Source organism: Rathayibacter sp. AY1B7 (assembly GCF_002932735.1).
Classification (GTDB): Bacteria; Actinomycetota; Actinomycetes; order Actinomycetales; family Microbacteriaceae; genus Rathayibacter.
In genome coordinates this window covers 1-19,238 of record NZ_PSWK01000036.1, presented here as the reverse complement: position 1 = coordinate 19,238, position 19,238 = coordinate 1, and the positions used below count along the sequence as shown (strand labels likewise).

The window sequence follows — 19,238 nt, the reverse complement described above, 5'->3', positions numbered from 1 at the left end:
TCGATGAGGAGCAGGAAGCTCTCGACGTCGACGTGTTCGACACGGCCGTGCCCACGGGTGCGGTCGGCGCTCCGTCAACGGCGGAGGCCGCGTCGGCGTCGACGTACAGCCGTGCCGGCTCCCGCCGAGCCCGCAAAGAGGAGGAGGAGGCTGCTGCGGCTCGCGCTGCGGCATCACCGCTGGCGCGCGAGAAGCCCTCGAAGCGGTCGCGGAAGAAGCGGGCGATCCCGCACCAGGGCGGCAAGCAAAAGGTCGAGAAGAACGTCGCGCCGATCCGGCCGATGCGCCCGACCTCGACGGGGTGGCTGGGACGTGGCGGCGGGCAGGCCGTCTCGATCCAGCCCGCCGATGAGTTCCGCGCAACGACCGTGCAGGTGTGCGGGCTGTACCCGTTCTCGGTCGGCACCGGAACTCCCATGATCGGCGTGCCGCTGGGGAAGAACCTCGCCACCGGGGCGTCGGTGCTGTGCGATCCGATCAGCTGGTTCCAGCGGGCGCAGCTCATCTCGAATCCGTCGATGTTTGTCCTCGGTAAGCCGGGCCTCGGGAAGTCCTCGCTCACCCGCCGCATGGCGACCGGGCTCGCCGGATACGGCACCCTCCCGCTGGTCCTCGGTGACTTGAAGCCCGACTACGTGGACCTGATCCGCGCCCTCGACGGCCAGGTCATCACCCTCGGCCGCGGCCGCGGCTACCTCAACATCCTCGACCCGGGCGAGGCGACGGTCGCCGCGCAGCGACTCCGCGACGACGCCGACCAGGCCCTCGAGCGCGCCTCCGAGCTCGACGCTCGCGGCGAGAACTCGGCGGAGGAGCGCAAGCACGCGGTGAAATCGCAGCGCCTCGCGTCGCAGGTGCTCGCGGACGCTCACGGCCGCCGGCACACGATGATCGCCGCGTTGCTGACGATCCTCCGCTCCGAGCCGCCGAGCGACCGGGAAGAGACGATCATCGACCGGGCGCTGAAGTACCTGGACGAGACGCACGAGGGCATCCCCGTCCTCGCGGATCTTCTGGCCGTGATCCAGGCAGCGCCCGACGAGATTCGCCAGGTCGCCCTCGACCGCGGCGACCTCGCCCGCTACAAGGCGATCACCGAGAACCTCGAAGCCTCCCTCATCGGCCTCACGACCGGCGGCCGGCTGGGCGAAATCTTCTCCCGGCAGACCACCACCCCGATGCGCCGGGACCGCCCCGTCGTCTACGACGTGTCCTCGATCGATGACTCCGAAGGCGATCTGCAGGCCAGCATCCTGCTCGCCTGCTGGTCCGCCGGCTTCGGAACGGTCAACGTCGCCTCCGCCCTCGCAGAAGCGGGGCTGGAACCGCGCCGGCACTACTTCGTGATCCTCGATGAGCTGTGGCGGGCGCTGCGCGCGGGCAAGGGCATGGTCGATCGCGTCGACGCGCTCACCCGCCTGAACCGTGCCCGCGGTGTCGGCCTGGCGATGATCAGCCACACGATGAGCGACCTGCTGGCCCTGTCCTCGCAGGAGGATCAGATGAAGGCCAAGGGCTTTGTGGAGCGCTCCGGCATGGTGATCTGCGGCGGGCTCCCCGGCGCGGAAATGCCGCTGCTGACCTCCGCAGTGCCGATGTCGAACGCGGAACAAGCGATGCTGACGAGCTGGCAGGACCCGCCCGCGTGGGACCCGGTATCGGGACATGAGTCGGAGCCTCCCGGGCGCGGCCGGTTCCTGATCAAGGTGGGCGGCCGGCCCGGTATTCCGATCCGGGTGCAGCTGACCAGCCCCGAGCTCGACGTCAACGACACCAACAAGCTCTGGCACACCACCTCCCGTGCCGGACGCGCGAACGAGCCGCTGGCGACCGATCCGGTCGTGGTGGAGATCCTGCCGTGAACCTCTGGCTGGGCTTCGTCGGAGTCGTGATTTTCGGCCTCGGCAGCCTGTGCCACGTCGTCGTGCAGGGCACCGACGTTTGGACGCAACGCACGTTGACCCGGCCACACGCGCTCTCGATCGCCGGCTGGCTGTTCACCGCAGCCGGCGCGGCGACCGTCGCCGCCGTGATGATTCCCGCGCTGCCATGACCTGCCCCTCGACCCTCGCGTTCGAGGGCTACCTGTGGTCCTGCGTCACCAGCTCGCCCTGGCATGAGTTCCACGCCGCGGACCTTCCGATCGAGTTCGTAGAACGCGGTCTTGCCCTCGTGCACTGGGGCACCACGCAACAGGCACCCGACGACGACCCGACCCCGCGGTGGGTCGGCCCGATCTACACGACCGAGAGGACGAACTGATGAGCATGAGCAACAACCGCCGCAGAGAGCCGGGGAAGGCCGGCGGCGGGTTCGGGATAGCGATCGCGGCCGGCGGTGCACTCGTGGTGATCCTGGGGCTGTACATCGCGATTCGCGTCGGATCACAGGCGGACGGGGTCAACCCCGACATGAGCACCGACCCCTCGAACTTCGTCAGCGTCGTGGTCGACGTGTTCCGCGGCCGCCTCGTCTGGCCTGCGACTGCGACGTGGATTGCGGGCGGCATCGGCGCCGTTCTCGTCGTGCTGGTCGTGTTCTTCCTGCTGATCAAGTCCAGCGGCGGCAAGCACCGCACCCCGCTCGACTGGGCTGCCCGCCACATGGCGACGCCGAACGAGCTGCGTCAGATGCGCGGCAAGGAGGCCAAGCAGAAGTCGGCGCGTCTCGGTGTGCCCGACTCCTTCGGCGTCCCTGTGGGGGCGCTGCTGACGGACGGCCGTCCGCTCTACGCCTCGTTCGAGGACATGACGCTGCTGCTCGCCGGTCCCCGTGTGGGCAAGTCGACGTCGTTCGTCATCCCGGCAATCACCAATGCGCCGGGCGCGGTCGTCACGACGTCGAACAAGCCGGACGTGCTCTATGCGACGCGGGACCTGCGTGCGCAGGCCGGCAACGTCTGGGTGTTCGATCCGCAGCGGGTCGCCGTCGAGCCGGCGTCCTGGTGGTGGAATCCGTTGTCCTACGTCACCGACGACACCAAGGCGGCCAAGCTCGCGCAGCACTTCGCGTCGGGGTCGAGCGAGCTCGGCGCACGAACCGATGCGCACTTCGAGCCCTCCGGCCGCGAACTGCTCGCGGGCTTCCTTCTGGCGGCGGCGATCGACGGCCGCCCGATCACCGACGTCTACGAGTGGACGACGACCCCGGGCGACGAGACGGCCGGCGACATCCTCGCAGCGAGTGAATGGACCCTGATGGCACGCAGCGTGCAGGGCTCCTCCCGCCTCGAGCACAGGGAGCGCGGATCGGTCTACTCGACAGCCCGCCGCATGGCGTCCTGCTTGAAGGACTCCGGCACCCGGCAGTGGGTGAACCGGCAGGGCGAGAACGACCCGCGGCCGGAGTTCGATCCGGCCGCGTTCGTGCGCTCGACCGGGACGCTCTACAGCCTGTCCAAGGAGGGCGCCGGCAGCGCCGGCCCTCTCGTCCTCGCCCTGACCGCCGCGACGGTCGAGGCGGCGGAGGAGCTGGCAGCGGTGTCGCCCGGCGGCCGGATGCAGACGCCGATGCTCGGCGTGCTCGATGAGGCCGCGAACGTCTGCCGCTGGCGGGACCTCCCCGACCTCTACAGCCACTACGGCTCCCGGGGTATCCCGATCATGTCGGTGTTCCAGTCCTGGTCGCAGGGCATCGGGGTATTCGGCAAGGAGGGCATGTTGAAGCTCTGGTCGGCCGCGAACGTGAAGCTCTACGCCGGCGGAATCTCCGAGCCGGAGTTCCTGGGCATGGTGTCCGATCTGATCGGCACCTACGACCGCGAGACGACCTCCGCGAGCATGAACAAGGGCGTGCGCTCGACCACCACCGCGTTGAAGCGAGAGAAGATCCTCGACGTCGCGGAGCTGGCGACGCTCCCGATCCCGCGGAAGGGACGCAAGACCGGTCGAGCGATCATGATGTCCTCCGGCTCCCGTGCAGCGATGCTGCGCACGGTGCCGTGGTTCGACGGGCCCAAGGAGTTCGTCGCGGGTATCAACGCATCGATCGCGCGGAACCAGCCCGGCGGCGCTGCACCGGCAGCACCAGCACCGGCGCCGGTCGCTGACCGGCCGCTCGCCCCGGTGGAGGGATCATGAGCGACATCTACGGCGGCGTGGACGACGACGACCTCACCCCGGGACCCTACGAGGGCGCAGAGGAGGAGCCGACGACGTTCTTTGGGTCAGCGGATGAGTTCGTGCGCAAGCAGCTGATCGGCACCTACCGGCGCCGCGTCATCCGGGGTGGCTCCGGCAGCGGACTGCGCTGGAAAGCCGCCTGGTGGTCGAGCGCGGAGGCGCAGCAGCGCATCGAGGCCCTGTGGCGAGCGTGGGAGGCCGCCAGAGCCGACGAGAAAGCCGGGATGAGCACCTGGTGGATCAACCACTGCGACCCGCACATGACCGCTCTGCTCTCCCCAGACGGGCCGTTCGCGGACTCGCAGGACGAGAACCGGGTCGGGGAACCTCTGCCCTACGAGCGTCCCGTCGAGGGCCTGTTCGAGCCCGACCGTCAGCCGCCGCTCTACACCGAGCGGACGACCGAGGGAGAGCCTGCGGGCACCAACGCCTGAACGGCAAAGAAGAAGGGGAGCACCAGTCGGTGCTCCCCTTCTTCGCGCGTGGTGGCGGTTACCTGCTGAGGTCCCCACGGTCGGCGCCCTGGCCGCGGCCGCGGGTGCGCCGCGTCGACGGGACGGTGCTCGTGGCCGCCTTCGAGGTCACCGCGGAGCTGGCCGGGGTCGCGTGGGCGCTGTCAGCGCTCATCCGCGCTTCGATCAGGTGCGGCGGGACTCCCTTGGACTCCATCGCGTGAACGGTGGCCTGTCGACGCTCCGAGCTGTCGTAGGCCACCTCGCCCGCCTCGCGCGCCGCTGACGCACGAGGATCGGACGCCGGGGTCGTGGGGTCGCCTGAGGTGCCGTTGGCGCTCTGAGCGGCGTCCTGGCGCTCGGCGGGGGCGGTGTCGCGGTAGAGCTGCGCCTGCGCCCGGGCGTCGGCTGCGAGCTCGCGCAGCTCGTCCGGGCTCGCGTGCTCGGTGCCGCCGGCGGCGGCATCGCGGTCGTAGTCGTTGGCGCGCGCTTCCAGCTCGGCAGCCATGACGGCCTGGCCGTTGTCGACGTCGGCCACGCCGGGAACCTCTCGAGCTGCTGCGTCGGATCGGGCGTCGTTGGCGCGGTCGAGCCGGTCCGCCTCAGCGATGAGCACCTGCGCCTCGGTCAGTTCGGTGCCGGCACGCGCGCGCTCGGGAGCAACAGCGTCCTTCCACTCCTCGACCAGTGCAGCACGAGCGGCTGCGACGGTCGCGGGGTCCGGCGTGGACACCTGGCCGGCGTCGTTCCAGTCGATCGACGTCTGGACGCGGTATCCCTGGAACCCGGCGGGGTCCGTGTCCCGCTTCCACTCCTCGGCCACCGACAGCTCGACAGTCGCGACGTCGCCGGCGAGAGCGGCGCGGTAGTCGGTGATGAGGGCGCGCTGCGCGCCGGTGTCCGGCTCCGTGCGGTCCCCGACCTGCATGGTGAGACGGTCCTCGTCGTGGCGGTGGTAGTGCTCCGGCGCAGACGTGGCCGCCCATTCCTTCGCCAGATCCAGCTCGGACTTTCCGCGGGTGGCGGCGTCGCGCAGGACGGCAGTGTCGACGCCGTAGCGCTCCATCACCTCGCGCTGCACGACGGCCGCGGCACGCTCCGCGATGGGGTCCTGGCCCTTCCACGCCTGAGCCGTCTCCGCGACGCGGGCGACGTCCTGGATGCTCGCGCGATCCCACCACTCCGGCCGGTCCACGACCTGCAACGTTGCTCGTGCGGCACCCCGCTCGGCGTCGAACCGCGCAGCGAGCTCGCGCGCCTGAGCTGCCGATCGAGCCTGCGCGTCGCGCGCCAACTCCTCCCGCAGGCGGGCGAACTTCTCGCCCATCTGCATCGCGATCGTCAGTGCTACTCGAACGTTCTGACCGACCTCCTGGCCGACCTCATCGTCACTCATGACTTCCTCCCCCTATGGCTGTCGTGCCTGGTTATCGGTCGAGTCCGCCGCGGTCGTGACCGGGCTTCTCGCGGGCGTCTCGGGCGCGCTTGGCGAGGAGCGCGTCGGCGCTCTCCTGCTCGCGCGGCGTGAGCTTGGTCGGCACCGGGCTCCCGGTCGGGAACGACGCGGCGACCGCCTCGCGCGACTGCCGCAGCTCGGGCGGCAGAGCGGCCCGCTGGGCCTCCCACGCCTCGGCCTTGTTCGCGGTGTCCTGCTTCGTGTAGCTGTCTCGCACTGCGGTCAACTGACCGCGGAGCGTCTGCGACAGCTCGCTCATCCGACGTGCGTCACCGGCGGCCTTGTGCGCCGAAGCGATCGCGTGAGTCATGCGGGCGAGCTGGTGCAGCAGCAGCAGCTCAGCGGCCGCGTTCTTCTTCTTGCCGGCGGCCGCCAGGATCAGCGCAGTGGTGTGCGCGCTCGAGGGCATCGCTGCGGGTCGCGGTCGCGTCTCGTGGGCGCGCAGGTGTGCCGACCGCGCGAGCGATCGCGCAGCGTCCGCGAGCGGTCCGGGGGTGGGTTCCATGCGCCTCGACCACGCGGCGTAGGCGCCGGCCGTCTCACGCGCCACGTGTGCCCACGTCGACCGGTCGGACGGGTCGACGGAGTTGATGTACTGGTGCAACCGGTCCATGTCGGCGGCGTACTTCGCGAACAGATCGGGCGAGGGCTCGGCAACCTCGCGGCCCGGGTTCACCGGCTGATAGCGCCACGGGTTCTTCGACGTCGCGCGCCATTCCTCGGCCGCTTCTGTCGCCTTCAACGGCTCGTCCGGCCACCCCTCGCGCAGTCGCGGGAGGGTCAGGTCGCGCGCGAGGGTCCCGCCGCCGTGCCAGCGCACGGGCTCGTCCTTCTCGGGGCGCAGCGCCACGCTGTAGCCCTGCACGACGTCGTTGCGGCCCACCGCGAAACGCGGGCGCACCAGCAGCCCCTCTTGACGCATCCGACGCACGAACTCGCCCTCATCGACGCTGGACGATGCAGCAGCGCGGACGCTGCGCTCGAGGCGGCGCACGTCGGGCTCAACCGCGTTGCGTGTGCGGGCCGCCTCGCGGGCTCCGGGGACGATCCCGCGCTCTCCGAGCTCACGCCCCTCGGGGTGCAGCTGCGACAGACCGTGATCGCGTTCCAGCTCACGGCTGACCTTCTGAGCGAGCCGCTTGTCGTAGGGGATGTGCGCCTTCGTCCCGTCCTCGCGCACGAGGGAGACGGCGATGTGGATGTGGTCGTTGCCGTTCTTCGACGCGCCATGACGAACCGCGACCCATCGCGCGTTCGCCTTCCCGATGTCGTCGCCGGCGAACCCCATGCGCTGCACGAAATCGGTGGCGATCGCTCCCCACTTCTCATCCGTCAGCGTGCCCTCTTCGGCACTGAGAGAGAGCGAGCAGTGCCACACGTGCGCGTCCTGCTTCACGACGGCCTGCTTGCCCGTCGACGGATCCAGGATCGGCTCTCCCGTCGCACGGTCGAACTGCTTCACGGACCGCATGACCTTCGTGCCGTACACCTCGGCCGGCTCGTCAAGATCGCGTGCGATCGCGAGAGCTGCGTCGCGGTCCAGCACCTCGTAGCCGTACAGCGCCATGATCGCGGAGTCGCCAGCGACCAGGTGCTGCTCGGTGTGCTCGTTCGAGCGACCGGGGCCAGCGAGATAGGTCATCAGCCCGCCCATCTGCGAGCCGTAGGTGACGTTAGGAATCACTTGCCGGCCACCGCACGGCACGCTGCGCTGATTTGCGGGACAAGTGCCGCGAACTGCGCTCGGAACTCCTCGACCTGTGCGGGGAACTGCCCCTCGGTGTTCGCGAACCGCGCGAGCTGGTTGAGGTTACGAGCCATGCCGCCAAGGTCAGCGCGAACCTGCATCAGCTCGGCCACTGCGCTCTTCCACTCGGCGTCCGTGCGGACCTGCGCGTTCATCGCAGACTCGAACAAGAGTCGCGGAACCGTGATGTCGCCGGCCACAACTGCGCGAGCCTGCAACGCCGCATCTTCTTCGGCGGTGACGTACACGCGGTAGTACTTCTCGCGTGCCCCCTCGGGTGCGTTCTCGCGCCTTTTCCGAGCGAACAACCGTCGAGGAGTCGACTCCGACACTCGAACCACCCGCCCTTCCCTTGCCAGCGCAGCGAACCCGCCACCCGGCGGGGACCACACCTCTAGTGTGCACCCGGAGCCAACGCAGCGCCAGCCCGGCAAGCCATTTACCAGCGGTAAACGGACAGCTTGCTCCACAAACCGCTCTGCCCGAGCGTAGCGATGGTGCAGCAAAGCGGCTCCACGAACGGGCACCCGTCGCGGGAAGGAACAGCCTCCGGATGGGCGACGCTGCGGCGTCTTCCGGATGCCCATTTGGGCATGTAGCCTGATCCCATGAGCGACAACACGAGGAACCCAGAGGACGCCGCCGACGCCGCACGCCGGCTGCTCGAAGCGAGTGTCGAGAAGAGAGTCGCAGCGGTGCGCACGATCGTCACCGCTGCGAACGACACTGACACTGCACGCGCGGCTCTCACTGACGCGCAAAGTCGGCACACGAGGGCGTGGGCCGATGCGCTCGCTACCGGGTGGTCCGAGAAGGAACTCCGCGCAGCCGGAGTGCCGCGGCCCGACCAGTCCCGCGGCCGTGCACCTCGTTCGCGTCGCTCACCGGGGAGCGACAGCGCTCCCGGCGACTCGACGGAAAACAGCGCTACGGAATCAACTGACGACGCAGCCTGAGCGACCGGACGATCGCCTTCGTCGGTCCCGCAAGCCCCCACCGCGGTAGGACGGAACACGTAACGTCGACCGTGACGCAGCGACCCCCTCGCTCGCGTCGGAGCCCCCCGCTCGAGCACAGCTCGCGGGGGCTTCTTCGTTCCCGGGCTGATCGCGCCGGCTGCGGTCCGGCCGTCCATCCGACGCTTCACTCTTGCCTACGCTGATCACCCGTCAAGAGCGCTCCGCGTCCCTTCGGGATGCCCCTGCGGGGCACTCCTGACGGCTGCCCATCTCCGGCATCGCGCCGCTTATCGGATGGATGGCCTCGGTGCGTGCTCAGCCCCGTGATCGTAGCTCCGCGGTACGGATCGCAAGTTCCTCGCGAGCCTCGGCGGCGGCGCGCTTGCGTGCCGCCTCGCGCTCCCGAGCTGCCCGCTCGTACTCGTGCTGATCGCGCTTCATCTGAGCGATCACCCGATCCACTTCGTCCTGGTCGATGTTCGCCAGCCGTGCAGCCTCCGCGGCTCGCTCGGCGGCGCGTCGCTGCTGGTCAGCGGCCCGCTCCGCCGCAGCGTCACGACGAGCCTGGTCGAACCGCGAGTGCTCGGTGATGACCTGGCGGATCGCCCAGCCGTAGAACCCGAGAGCGTTGCGACTGGTGAACGTGTCCGGCACGCGGCGACCGTCCCGCGTCAGCCAGGCAGTGATAGCGAACATCAGCCCCTCGACGCTCCACTCGGAGACGTCGATCCCTGACCGCTCGAGCATCCCAACCACGTGACCGACGTGCACACCGCGAGCAAGCCAAGGGATGCGCTGAGCCAGCGCAGCGGCGAAGCGTTGAAGTTCAATGGGTCTCGGAACCGCCGGCCGACCGATCGAGCTGCGCCGTGTGTTACTTCCTCGTCCGGGCTGCCGCGAAGCGGCTTCCAAGCGCGGTCCACCGCGCGTTGGTGGGATCTTCTTAACTGGAGCTGTGGGAGGAACGTGGCGCCTACGGGGTAGGTGGACATTCTCCACAGATCGGGTGATCCGGCCGCCCTGCGAGACGCGGGACGGAACCGGAGCCGGCGCCGCGCACGCGGCGCGCAGGGCAGCCGCACGGGGCATCACGAGCGCCCGCGTGGAAGCCATGCGGAGCTGGCGGCCACCGTGCGCGAGCTGCGCGGCAACGCGCTCACCTCCGCACAGGTAACGGCCCTCGATGACGACTGCGGCGAGGCCCAACAGCAGCAGGATCTCTCGGGCGCGCTGCACGGTCCTCTTGCACATGCCCAGGCGATCCGCGACCGTCTGGTGCGCTGTCGTGACGCCGCGTCCCGTACCGACGTCGGCCGAGCGCATGTCCTCCTGAGCGACGAGCAGCAGCGTGTGCGGTGCGACCTTCACAGCCGCTCGCACGGCTTCGCCCTCGGGCGTTACCAGGGCGTCCAACACGGCGTCGAACCACGCGCTACCGGACGTCCAGCACGGCAGCGGCGCGTAGGCGCCCGGTGCCGGCTCGGGGCTCCACGAGCCCGACCGCAATTTGTTCGGCCGCGACGCGGCCGCCTGTGACGTCTCGGATGCAAGCTCGACCGACCGCTCCCCTGAAAAAAGGGTGGGTCGGGAGTGCACGGAGACGAACTCCGCTGTTACGATGTGGTCATTCCTTCCGGGTACGTTCCGGCGGGTACACCGAAGGCCCGGCTGGTAACCGGTTCTTGGGTGGGACTGCTTCACACCTCTGAGTCGCCAAACTGTGCGAGGTGGGAAGCCAAGGCTTCTAGGCCCGTCGCGAGAGCGACGGGCCTAATGCGTTAACGGGTGTCGATGGGCAGCTCCTCATCGGAAAGAAGGGTCGGCTGCGACGGCCACCACGAGGGAACACCCTCGTCGGTCAGCTCGCTTTGCACGTGCTCGACCAGGCGCTCGAAGAACACCGCCGACGACACGTTGGCGTGCGACGCCATGTCGTTGAAGCGATCGCGCGCCTGCTTCTCGACGGTCCAGGCAACGTTGGTGGGTTCCACCATCGTTCCTCGGGGACGCCGCGTCGTAGCCATGTGATTAACGTAGAGCTGTGGCTGTGATTAGCGCGACGCGACACGCCGCTTTAGATGCCCATTTGGTCACTCGCGGCTGAGGGCTACTCCGCTGCGGGAAGCGGGAGCGTGACGTCCACCGCGCGGAACTCCGAGACGATCGCCCGCTCGACTGCTCGGTAGACCGTCGAGCGCGTCACACCGAACTGCTCCGACAGCTCCGCGACGGTGTAGTTCCCGGAGCGGTACTCCGCGACCAGGTGCGCCTCGATCTTCGGGGAGAGCTTCGGCGCGCGGCCGCGCAGCCGGCCCTTCGCCTTGGCGACCCGCATGCCCTCCTTCGTGCGCGCGCGGATCAGGTCGCCCTCGAACTCCGCGATCATCGCCAGCACGTTGAACAGCAGCCGCCCGATCGGGTCGTTCGGGTCGTGCAGCGACCCGCCGATGTTCAGGCGCACTCCCCTGCGCGTGAGCTCGTCCACGATGTCGCGCGCATCGGTGATCGAACGGGCGAGGCGGTCGAGCTTCGTCACGAACAGAGTCGAGCCAGCGTCGCACGCGGCCAGGGCCTCGCGCAGCGCGGGCCGCTCGCGGTTGCTGCCGGTGAGGCCGGCGTCGACGTAGATCCGCTCCGCCGGCACACCGGCCGCGAGCAGCGCGTCACGCTGCGCCTGCGCGTCCTGCTTGTCCGTCGAGACGCGGGCGTATCCGATCAGCTCAGCCATTGGACCAGTATCCCGTTTGACGCCCCCCTACCGAACAAATCACCGGACGGGTCTAACGGGACACTCAGCACCGCGGATTTTCGCGGCGCTCGATGTCGCGTCTGCGTGTACCGGTCACCGATCCCTATACGGGATGCACGCCAGCGGCCTGACGCCGGCGCTATGGCGCCCAAACGACGTCGGAACGGACAAAGATCCGAGGCGTGAAAACAGCGCTGACGGTGAGCACTACATCTTCCTCAGGACCGCCCGATGGGTGGACGCCCCGAGGTCGTTGGGATTTAGGGCAGCGAGCAGCCCGCTCTAGTCGAGTGGCGCGTGACGGTCTGCGACCGTTCGAACCGTTCGCACGAGTTGTGGATCCTCGCCTCGGGCGAGTCCGGCGTACTCGAGGCGCAGCGAGCCGTCCTCGGCCGGGGTGGCCTTGATCCAGACTCGTCGGCGCGGCACGAATAGTGACGTGAGAAGCCCGGCGAGGACGAGAATCGCGAAGAGCAGCACCCAGCCCTGGGTGGCGTCGTGGTGGATGTCGAAGGACGCGAAGCGGCGGACGCTGTCGGTGCCGATGACGTCCGGGTCGGCTCCGACGTTCTCGAAGGTGACGGTGCCCAGTCCGTCGGGCAGGTTCGTGGTCTCGCCTGGCTTCAGCGTCAATGGTGCTACTCCGGTGTCACCTCCGGTCAGTCGAGTCAGAGAGTCGACGGCGAGCTCGTAGACCGAGGTCGGCACTCCGCCGTTCAATCCCAGGTCGCCCGAGAACACGTCGAGCGAGAGCACGGGGTACTGAAGGTCCGGGAAGACGGACGTCGATGCTCCTGTCGCGAGCTGGTCCTGGGTGGGGTAGAAGAAGCCGGTCATGCCGATCTGCTCAGCAAGGCCGTCCGTCACCTTCACCACTCCGACCGAGGTGAGGTTCGCGTTGGTCGGGAGGAAGGGCACCGAGTCGGTGAAGATCGCCGTGCCGGAGGGGTCGCGCACTGTGATGGTCGGGGCGTAGCCGTTGCCGAGGAGGTAGACATTTGTGCCTCCGATCGCCAGCGGCTCGTTGACCTTGACGGTGCGTTCTTCGCTGCTGCCTCCGCGCTGGGTGGTGGTGACGGTCGCGGTGTAGTCGATCGGCTGCCCGAACGCCTCGCCCGGCTCGGTCACGTACTCGACGGCCAGGCTGTCGAGGTTCAGCTGATACGGGTCGAGCTGGCTGCTGTCGAAGAAGCGCCCCGGGTTGAACGAGTCGTAGGCCGCGAGGTTGTTCGCGAACCCCTGACCGCCCTCGACCAGCACGCGCTGCCCGCTGTAGCCGAATCCGCCGCCGATACCCACGGCGACGAGGATGCCGACCAGGGCGGAGTGGAAGACCAGGTTGCCGGTCTCGCGGAGGTAACCGCGCTCAGCGGAGACGCTCGACCAGCGGCCGCGAGGGTCGTTGTACCGCTCGACGCGATAGCCGGCACGGCGCAGCATCGCATGGGCGCCCTCGATCGCCTCCTCCGCAGTGGAGCCCTCAACATCTCGGACGGTGTAGCCGGCGAGGCGTTGCAGACGGGCCGGCGTCTTCGGCGGCCGCGAGCGCATCGCCTCGAAGTGGTGCTTCGTCCGCGGGATGATGCAGCCGATCAGCGAGACGAACAGCAGCAGGTAGATGCTCGAGAACCACGCCGAGGTGTAGGTGTCGAAGGCCTGGACCTTGTCGAGCAGCGGCGCGAGGTCCGGGTTGTCGATGAAGTACTGGGTGACGCCGTTGGGGTCGGAGGAGCGCTGCGGCACGAGCGAGCCCGGCACCGCCGCGATCGCGAGCAGCAGCAGCAGGAACAGCGCGGTGCGCATGCTGGTGAGCTGGCGCCACATCCAGCGGACCCACCCGGTGAAGCCGAGGGTGGGCTGCGTGATAGACCCGTCGGAGTCGAAGTGGTCGGCCGGGCGGAAGTTCGCATCGGTGCGAGCCTGAGCCGTGTCGGGCTCGCGCTCGAGAGGCGCGTCGTGGTCAGATCGCTGATCGGACGTCATGGATCACCGCGCCGAGAGCGTTGCAGGCGAGCGCACTGCTCGCCCCGCCGGCCATCAGCAGCCCGCTGACGGCTGCACCGCGACGGCGGAGGCGGGGACGATAGCGAGCTTGTCGTCGCGCACGAGCTGGATTCGATCAGCAGTCACAAGTCCTCAGTGTATGGACGCCGCTCGATGTCCGGCTGATCGTCGCGGCAGTCCAGAACCGTGGGCTGCACGCGAGTTCAAGGCTTTCAGCCACCGAGCCGATCGCCCGCTCACGATCCTTTCGCGGGCGGCCATGATCGGTTGCAGGGCTCGACTACCGGCGCCGAAACGCTCCATACAGTGCGCCGAGGACGATCAGGCTGCCGATCCCGACGAGTACCCAGGTACGGGGATCCTCGTTGACGCTGGTGCACACGCCTGGCGAGTTCACGTACTCCACGCAGCTACCCGAACGGTCACCGGCGAGAAGGACCACAGCGACGAGAGCAACCAACGCGATCGCGAGCCACCACCACCGAACGCGACGCCGAACCAATGCACCCATGACCAGACCGTACGACGACAGTGGTTCATCGAGGAGGCGGCCAGGTCTCGATAGTTCATCGATGTGGCCTGCCGCTCGCCTCTGCCGGCGGAGGCGACCGGTGCCAGAAGGTGGCAGGAGCGTTTAAGTACCCCTGAGCTGTCCCCACCCGAAGACGCTCTCCGCGATGAAGTCTTGAAGATCGCTCTGCACGGCCAGAGCGAGGACGAACACGGAGACGCCGCTCTGAAGCTCTCGCGATGAGCCCGTCTCCCCGAGGACTACCCACTGCGCGACGACGCTGCCGTCCTCGAGGCGATCTGCAGGACTCAGAGGAGAACCGTCCGGCCACTCTGCGAGCCGCACGAAGTGCAGCCGAAGTGACGAGCGTTCGTCCTCGTGCAGCATTTCCTCGAACACGGGAACGAGCGCCAGTCGCAGCTCCTCGATCGTCGTCACCGCACACCAGGGCTGTCGACGTAGACGTTCTCGCTGAGCGGTGTCCACGTCTCTTCCGCGCCCGCGCCGTCCGGGACGACGTGGACCGTGTTCCGGCCGATCGTGGCGTCGAAGTCGTCGGCCCCGCAGCTCTGGTCCCATGTGTCCTCGTCAGCGAAGCTCGTCAGGCACGTCGTGCCCGGATCGCTCGTGCGCGCCAGGAACAGCGATCGGTCTCCGACTCGGCCGACGAGCCGGGAGCTGGTCTCGTCCATCTCGGACCAGGAGGCACGCGGGGGCAGCGTCGGGAACGTATCGGCCTCGGTCGCTGCCCGGTCGAGGTCACCAAAGGTGAGCGGCGGCCGCTCGGCGGTGGCGAAGCACCCGCTGAGCGAGGCCGTGACTGCGGCAGAGATGACCGTGATGGCGAGGGTTCGAGCGGTCACCCTTGCGATGCTGCGCGGTCGACTTGTCCAGGTCACGAGGTCAGCCTAGGAAGCGCGGGGCCAGGACGCGCCCTTTCCGGAAACTAGGGTGAGGGGATGTTCCCCGAGCTTGGCACCGCGTTCCTCGCGGGCGCGCTCGCTCTGCTCTCCCCCTGCGCTGCACCGATCCTCCCCGGCATCGTCGGCGCGCTCACCTCGACAGGGGACGGACGGGCTCGACCGTCTCGACAGGTGTGGTCGATCCTCGCGTTCGCGGTCGGGGCCGCTCTCGTGCTGATCGGATCCGTGGCGCTGCTGCTCGCGCTCGGCGCGAACGTGAACCTCGCCCGGCCGCCGTACACGTTCATCGCCGGCGGACTACTCATCGCCGCCGGCCTCTACTCCCTCGGCTTCCTCCGGATCCCCTGGATCACGAAGACCTCCACCCCAGGCGGCTCGGCCGCGAAAGCACTGCTGCTCGGAATCAGCTGCGCCGCCGTCTGGTACCCCTGCCTCGGCCCATCCCTCGCCATCGCCTACGGCCTCGCCTCCAACATCGACACCGTGGGACTCGGCGTGGCGCTGGGGTTCGTCTACTTCCTCGGCATGCTCACCCCTCTGTTCCTACTCGGACTCGTCCTCGCCCGCGCAGCACGCTCACGCCGCTGGCTGCGCCGCATCGGCGCATACGCCAATAAGGCCGTCGCCGTGCTCCTCATCGCGATCGGCGTCCTCGTCATCACCGGGCTCTGGAACTCTGTGTCGCTGTGGATTGTGGACAACTCGAGCTGGTTCCCCACCCTCTGACCCTCAGGTGGGATCGCCGCGCTCCAGGCCTGGAATGGTTTCGCTGAACGATCGTTCATCAGAGCGAGTGGGGGCGCGGCGGTGGCCTTCGCTTCGACCATGTGGATCTAGCTCAGGTTCTCCTTCGAGTCCTATGGTGAGCGCATGAAGCGACTCGCTAAGTCAGGCCCGTTGGTTGGATGGACAATCGCATCGCTCGGCGCTGCTGGTGCCGCCGCGTTCCTGGTGCATTGGAGCTCGTGCTTCAGTGGCCTGAACGAGGGTTGCTACAGCGCCACACAGTCGGACTTCACGTGGATCGCCACGACGATCCTCTGGGCCATCGCCTTCCCGCTCGTGATACTCGGCGCCCTCGTGCTCTCGCCGGGACGACCCGTCACACTGATTGGTGTCGGGCTCCTCCTGGTCATCAACCCCCTCACCGACCCTGGAGCGTTCTTTCTCCCGTGGGATGTCGCGGACACTTTGCCCTTCACCGGCGTCGCCACGTCGCTGGCTGCTGTGACTGCAGGTCTCCTCCTGGCCAGATCTTCCCACCGAGCCCGTCGGCCCGATCACAGCCGAGTCGGGAAGCCAGCGCCCGCTGACGTCGCCTACTGACCTTCGATCGGCTTTGCGTCGTCCCGTTAGGGGATTCCCATACGGAACGGGCAGCCTCGCGCTCTTCGCTCCGTTGATGAGAGCCGGTGCTCTGGAGTTCAGGCGAAGTAGGGTGAGCGAAACGCGACGGGGGACGCCATGGGCCACAAACGATCGACCTACGGATTCAAGATCGGTGCGGCCTCGGTCGCGCTCATGGCCCTTCCTCTTCTCGGCGGGTGCGCGCAGGACACCACCGTCTACGACGACCCGACCGTGTACTCGGACTACGACAGGGCGCAGCAGGAGCAGGACGCACTCCCCTCGCTCGGCAGCGTCGGAGACAAGCTCGATCCCGACTCGATCCGGTTCGCCGGGTCCGTCGAGGGCCTCGACTTCTACTTGGCCTTACCTCGCGAGGGAGCCGGACACTGCGTCATCGTCAACGAGGGCGACGAACCGGTCAGCGGCTGCGGCGAGAAGCTGTCAAAGCAGAACGACTGGACGGTACAGATCCACCCCGACGACGCCGTACCGGACGACGCCACCGGCGACGGCTGGACCCAGCTCGGCAAGAACCTGTCGGTCCGCGCAAGCTGACAGCGGGAGGGCTCTCTCGCTGAACCACGGCACCCGGCGGAGGTCGGCCCGGCGACTTGGTGATCCGCAGAACGATCCCCATATGGGACGGAGCTGAGCGGGTAGCGTCACCGGCATGACCTCGGGTTCGCGTCACCGCATTCGAGTTGCTGCCGCGCTCACAACCGGAGCGGCGCTGCTCACCGCCGCCGGCTGCGCGCCGGCGGTGCAGACGTCGGGATGCCCGCACTGGGCGTATTTTGGATCCGCGGAAGCCCGCTACGAAGTCGCCGAAGCGGTCATCACGACTGCCTCCCCTCGCGCCTCGGGAACTCAGAGCGTCTTCAGCGTCGCAGCATCCGCATACATGGTCACCGTGGATGAGACAGAGAAGGGACCGTTCATTGCAGGAGAGACAATCCGCGTCGTGTCGATGCCTGATGCGTGCAGCGGCACCGACCTCTACCCGGACGGAGACCCGATGGACACCGACCAGCCCCTCCGCCTGTACCTCAGTTCCGGGAACGGATTCTGGGCGACGCTGACTCCGCTCGAGGGCGCTGAACCGATCGAGGAATAGCCCGCCAGTCGATTCCCTTACGGGACGATGCGCAACGTCACTGCGTGACAGAGTTGAGCCGTGGAGCGCTGGTTGAACGACGATCCCACGCTCCGACCGCTCATCGAACGCGGGTTCACTCGTTCAGGTGACTCGGTTGTACTTCGGGCCTACGCCGCCTCTCGCCTCCGGACGGCTCCGCCGTCCGATGCTTGGGGAGTGGAGTGGTGGGTGAATAGCATCCACTTACGCTCGAACCTTCCGGCCGCCAACGTATCGTGGCGGGAGCAGGTGGTCGCACAAGGATTGTTCCTGATCGACGGGCTGCTCCCCCGAATGGTTCGACTCTCGGCGGGCCGTGCGGCTCAAGCCGTCCTGTCGCTTCAGTCGTCGCCAATCTCTGTCGACCCCGAAGCCGACTTCGCATCAGGGTCTGTCCATTTCACGCTCGTCCGCAGCGCAGTGGAAGACGCTCGAGCAGTGGAAGACGCTCGAGCAGTTCAAACGCGGTCGATACAGCCCGTCATGGTTGTCACCCTCGACTCGATCGACGCCTCGACTAGAGACAGCGACGCCTCCTGACGCGGGCCCAGGATCGGAATCCTTCGCCTACTGGGCGGACCGGCCTGCCCCTGCGACCGAAGCGCTGAACGATCCCAATCCGGGACGCGAAGCGCGGCTGCGATGATCAGTCCATGCATCGAACAGTAGGCATAGTGGTCAGCCGGTGACACCACCGCAATCAGACGCGAGAACGGTTCGCGCGAGGATCCGTCTCCGTCCAACCAGCGACGGCGGCCGAAAGGCGCCCATCGGTCTCGACGGAAGGTACCGACCTCATGTCGTCGTCGTCGGCGGCGACGGAACGCATCTCGGCGTGATCGTGCGCAGCAGCGAGGCTACTGAAGTCGATCCCGGCGAGACGAGCGAAGTGACCCTTCAGCTTCTGTACGACATCGACTACAGCTCCCTCAGCGCCGGAGCGGCCTTCACTATCGTTGAAGGCCCCAAAGCCATAGGTGACGGACAAGTCCTCTGAAGCAGTCGCCTCGGTAGGCCGCCATGCTCTGAAGACACGATCGAGCGCGTCGCCCGCAGAACTGCGCCGCAGCGTCCGCTGCGATGCTCGGCCGCACCGCGTGACGACCCGGTGATCAATCCCCATACGGGCCAGCCTCGAGCACCCCGATAGTTACAGTGGGCGCATGAAAGCAGAGCTGCACGATCCGCGCGACCAAACCTTGCAGGTCGACGGTCCGACGTACCGCGTCCACTTCTGGTCCGAAGACGGCACGTCGAACCAAGAGTGGGAGCTTTCAGAAACCGACCTTGACGAGGTGCTGGCCTGGATCCCGAAGCGAGCTCACGGCCGGCCCCATAGCCTCTGGGTAGTTACCCGCAGCGACCAGGACGTCTGCCTCATCCGTCTTCGCGGCATCGACCTAGACGCGGCCGAGAGTTACTGGCCAAGCTGGGCGGCACGCACCTACTCAGCCGAACCCAAGTGAAGCGCTGACCGATCCCCTTTCGGGACGCGCTTGGTGGGTAGCGTCCGCCCTACTCTGACGGGATGGAACTCCGGACCGCGAAGACCCTCGGCATCCTCGCGATGGTGATCGGAACCCCAGTCGCCCTCCTCACCCACACGATCGGCTGGGTTCAGACCGGCTGGGAACCCGCCGCCGTGCAGTGCCAGCACAGCGAGTACCCCGACGGGATCGACCTTTACTCCAGCCGCGTATCGGGCGAGAAGATCCTCTACCCGCTCGGACTTTCCTGCACCTACGCAGCCAGCGAGACCTCACCAGGCATCACCATCCGTCACTACAGGTGGGACGCCACCGCCCTCTTCACCGCAGCCGCCGCACTCGCT

21 protein-coding genes are annotated in these 19,238 nt (G+C 68.0%); 12 read left to right on the top strand and 9 right to left on the bottom strand.

From position 1 onward, the window contains the following. The first annotated feature begins 281 nt into the window (after positions 1–281). From C5C95_RS15340 to C5C95_RS15320, 5 genes are read left to right on the top strand one after another with little or no spacing between them, the layout of a single operon-like run. On the top strand, positions 282–1,862 hold the full coding sequence (locus C5C95_RS15340) for an ATP/GTP-binding protein (protein WP_258067411.1): 1,581 nt from the start codon (positions 282–284) through the stop codon (positions 1,860–1,862). Next, positions 1,859–2,053 carry a hypothetical protein gene (locus C5C95_RS15335; RefSeq protein ID WP_104277468.1) on the top strand — a complete coding sequence of 65 codons (195 nt, stop codon included), beginning with the start codon at positions 1,859–1,861 and terminating at the stop codon, positions 2,051–2,053. Before C5C95_RS15340 ends, C5C95_RS15335 begins: the two co-directional genes overlap by 4 nt. Next, positions 2,050–2,262 (top strand): hypothetical protein, encoded by a 213-nt coding sequence (locus tag C5C95_RS15330; RefSeq protein WP_104277469.1) that lies wholly within the window; start codon positions 2,050–2,052, stop codon positions 2,260–2,262. Before C5C95_RS15335 ends, C5C95_RS15330 begins: the two co-directional genes overlap by 4 nt. Continuing rightward, positions 2,262–4,079: a type IV secretory system conjugative DNA transfer family protein gene (locus C5C95_RS15325; RefSeq protein WP_104277470.1), complete on the top strand. Its 1,818-nt coding sequence runs from the start codon at positions 2,262–2,264 to the stop codon at positions 4,077–4,079. The genes C5C95_RS15330 and C5C95_RS15325 overlap by 1 nt, the downstream gene beginning before the upstream one ends. Then, complete coding sequence (locus C5C95_RS15320; RefSeq protein ID WP_104277471.1) at positions 4,076–4,555, top strand: DUF4913 domain-containing protein; 480 nt, start codon at positions 4,076–4,078, stop codon at positions 4,553–4,555. Before C5C95_RS15325 ends, C5C95_RS15320 begins: the two co-directional genes overlap by 4 nt. A 58-nt stretch (positions 4,556–4,613) precedes the next feature. Here C5C95_RS15320 and C5C95_RS15315 read toward each other — a convergent pair whose 3' ends face one another. From C5C95_RS15315 to C5C95_RS15275, 9 genes are all read right to left on the bottom strand, one after another. Further along, positions 4,614–5,969 (bottom strand): hypothetical protein, encoded by a 1,356-nt coding sequence (locus C5C95_RS15315; RefSeq protein ID WP_104324776.1) that lies wholly within the window; start codon positions 5,967–5,969, stop codon positions 4,614–4,616. Positions 5,970–6,000: 31 nt separating this feature from the next. Further along, positions 6,001–7,713: a relaxase/mobilization nuclease domain-containing protein gene (locus C5C95_RS15310; protein ID WP_146087103.1), complete on the bottom strand. Its 1,713-nt coding sequence runs from the start codon at positions 7,711–7,713 to the stop codon at positions 6,001–6,003. Continuing rightward, the gene (locus tag C5C95_RS18020; RefSeq protein ID WP_104277474.1) at positions 7,710–8,363 is read right to left on the bottom strand and encodes a MobC family plasmid mobilization relaxosome protein; all 654 of its coding nucleotides are present in this window, start codon (positions 8,361–8,363) and stop codon (positions 7,710–7,712) included. Before C5C95_RS18020 ends, C5C95_RS15310 begins: the two co-directional genes overlap by 4 nt. Before the next feature lie 687 nt (positions 8,364–9,050). Further along, a complete protein-coding gene (locus tag C5C95_RS17185) occupies positions 9,051–10,151 on the bottom strand; it encodes a hypothetical protein (RefSeq protein WP_146086142.1) in 1,101 nt (366 codons plus the stop codon). Positions 10,152–10,513: 362 nt separating this feature from the next. Then, positions 10,514–10,729, bottom strand: a complete 216-nt coding sequence (locus tag C5C95_RS15295) for a hypothetical protein (protein ID WP_104277476.1) — start codon at positions 10,727–10,729, stop codon at positions 10,514–10,516. Positions 10,730–10,842: 113 nt separating this feature from the next. After that, positions 10,843–11,463, bottom strand: coding sequence for a recombinase family protein (locus C5C95_RS15290; protein ID WP_104277477.1), 621 nt, complete (start codon positions 11,461–11,463; stop codon positions 10,843–10,845). A gap of 303 nt (positions 11,464–11,766) precedes the next feature. After that, positions 11,767–13,467 (bottom strand): cytochrome c biogenesis protein ResB, encoded by a 1,701-nt coding sequence (locus C5C95_RS15285; RefSeq protein ID WP_104277478.1) that lies wholly within the window; start codon positions 13,465–13,467, stop codon positions 11,767–11,769. Positions 13,468–14,122: 655 nt separating this feature from the next. Then, the gene (locus C5C95_RS15280; protein ID WP_104277479.1) at positions 14,123–14,437 is read right to left on the bottom strand and encodes a hypothetical protein; all 315 of its coding nucleotides are present in this window, start codon (positions 14,435–14,437) and stop codon (positions 14,123–14,125) included. Continuing rightward, the gene (locus C5C95_RS15275; RefSeq protein WP_104277480.1) at positions 14,434–14,862 is read right to left on the bottom strand and encodes a hypothetical protein; all 429 of its coding nucleotides are present in this window, start codon (positions 14,860–14,862) and stop codon (positions 14,434–14,436) included. The genes C5C95_RS15280 and C5C95_RS15275 overlap by 4 nt, the downstream gene beginning before the upstream one ends. A gap of 96 nt (positions 14,863–14,958) precedes the next feature. Between C5C95_RS15275 and C5C95_RS15270 the strand changes: the two genes are divergently transcribed. The 7 genes from C5C95_RS15270 to C5C95_RS15255 form a co-directional block, all read left to right on the top strand. Continuing rightward, positions 14,959–15,648: a cytochrome c biogenesis CcdA family protein gene (locus tag C5C95_RS15270; protein WP_104277481.1), complete on the top strand. Its 690-nt coding sequence runs from the start codon at positions 14,959–14,961 to the stop codon at positions 15,646–15,648. Between the two features lie 144 nt (positions 15,649–15,792). Next, positions 15,793–16,248, top strand: coding sequence for a hypothetical protein (locus C5C95_RS17180; RefSeq protein WP_146079385.1), 456 nt, complete (start codon positions 15,793–15,795; stop codon positions 16,246–16,248). A 138-nt stretch (positions 16,249–16,386) separates the two neighbouring features. After that, a complete protein-coding gene (locus C5C95_RS15265; RefSeq protein WP_104234410.1) occupies positions 16,387–16,827 on the top strand; it encodes a hypothetical protein in 441 nt (146 codons plus the stop codon). A 115-nt stretch (positions 16,828–16,942) separates the two neighbouring features. After that, positions 16,943–17,386, top strand: a complete 444-nt coding sequence (locus C5C95_RS17175) for a hypothetical protein (protein ID WP_146087102.1) — start codon at positions 16,943–16,945, stop codon at positions 17,384–17,386. 856 nt (positions 17,387–18,242) lie between these two features. Continuing rightward, complete coding sequence (locus C5C95_RS17575) at positions 18,243–18,404, top strand: hypothetical protein (RefSeq protein WP_181027273.1); 162 nt, start codon at positions 18,243–18,245, stop codon at positions 18,402–18,404. A gap of 166 nt (positions 18,405–18,570) precedes the next feature. After that, positions 18,571–18,873 carry a hypothetical protein gene (locus C5C95_RS15260; protein WP_104234409.1) on the top strand — a complete coding sequence of 101 codons (303 nt, stop codon included), beginning with the start codon at positions 18,571–18,573 and terminating at the stop codon, positions 18,871–18,873. A gap of 62 nt (positions 18,874–18,935) precedes the next feature. Then, positions 18,936–19,238, top strand: a 303-nt coding sequence (locus tag C5C95_RS15255) for a hypothetical protein (protein ID WP_146087101.1), incomplete at its 3' end; no start/stop codon positions are given.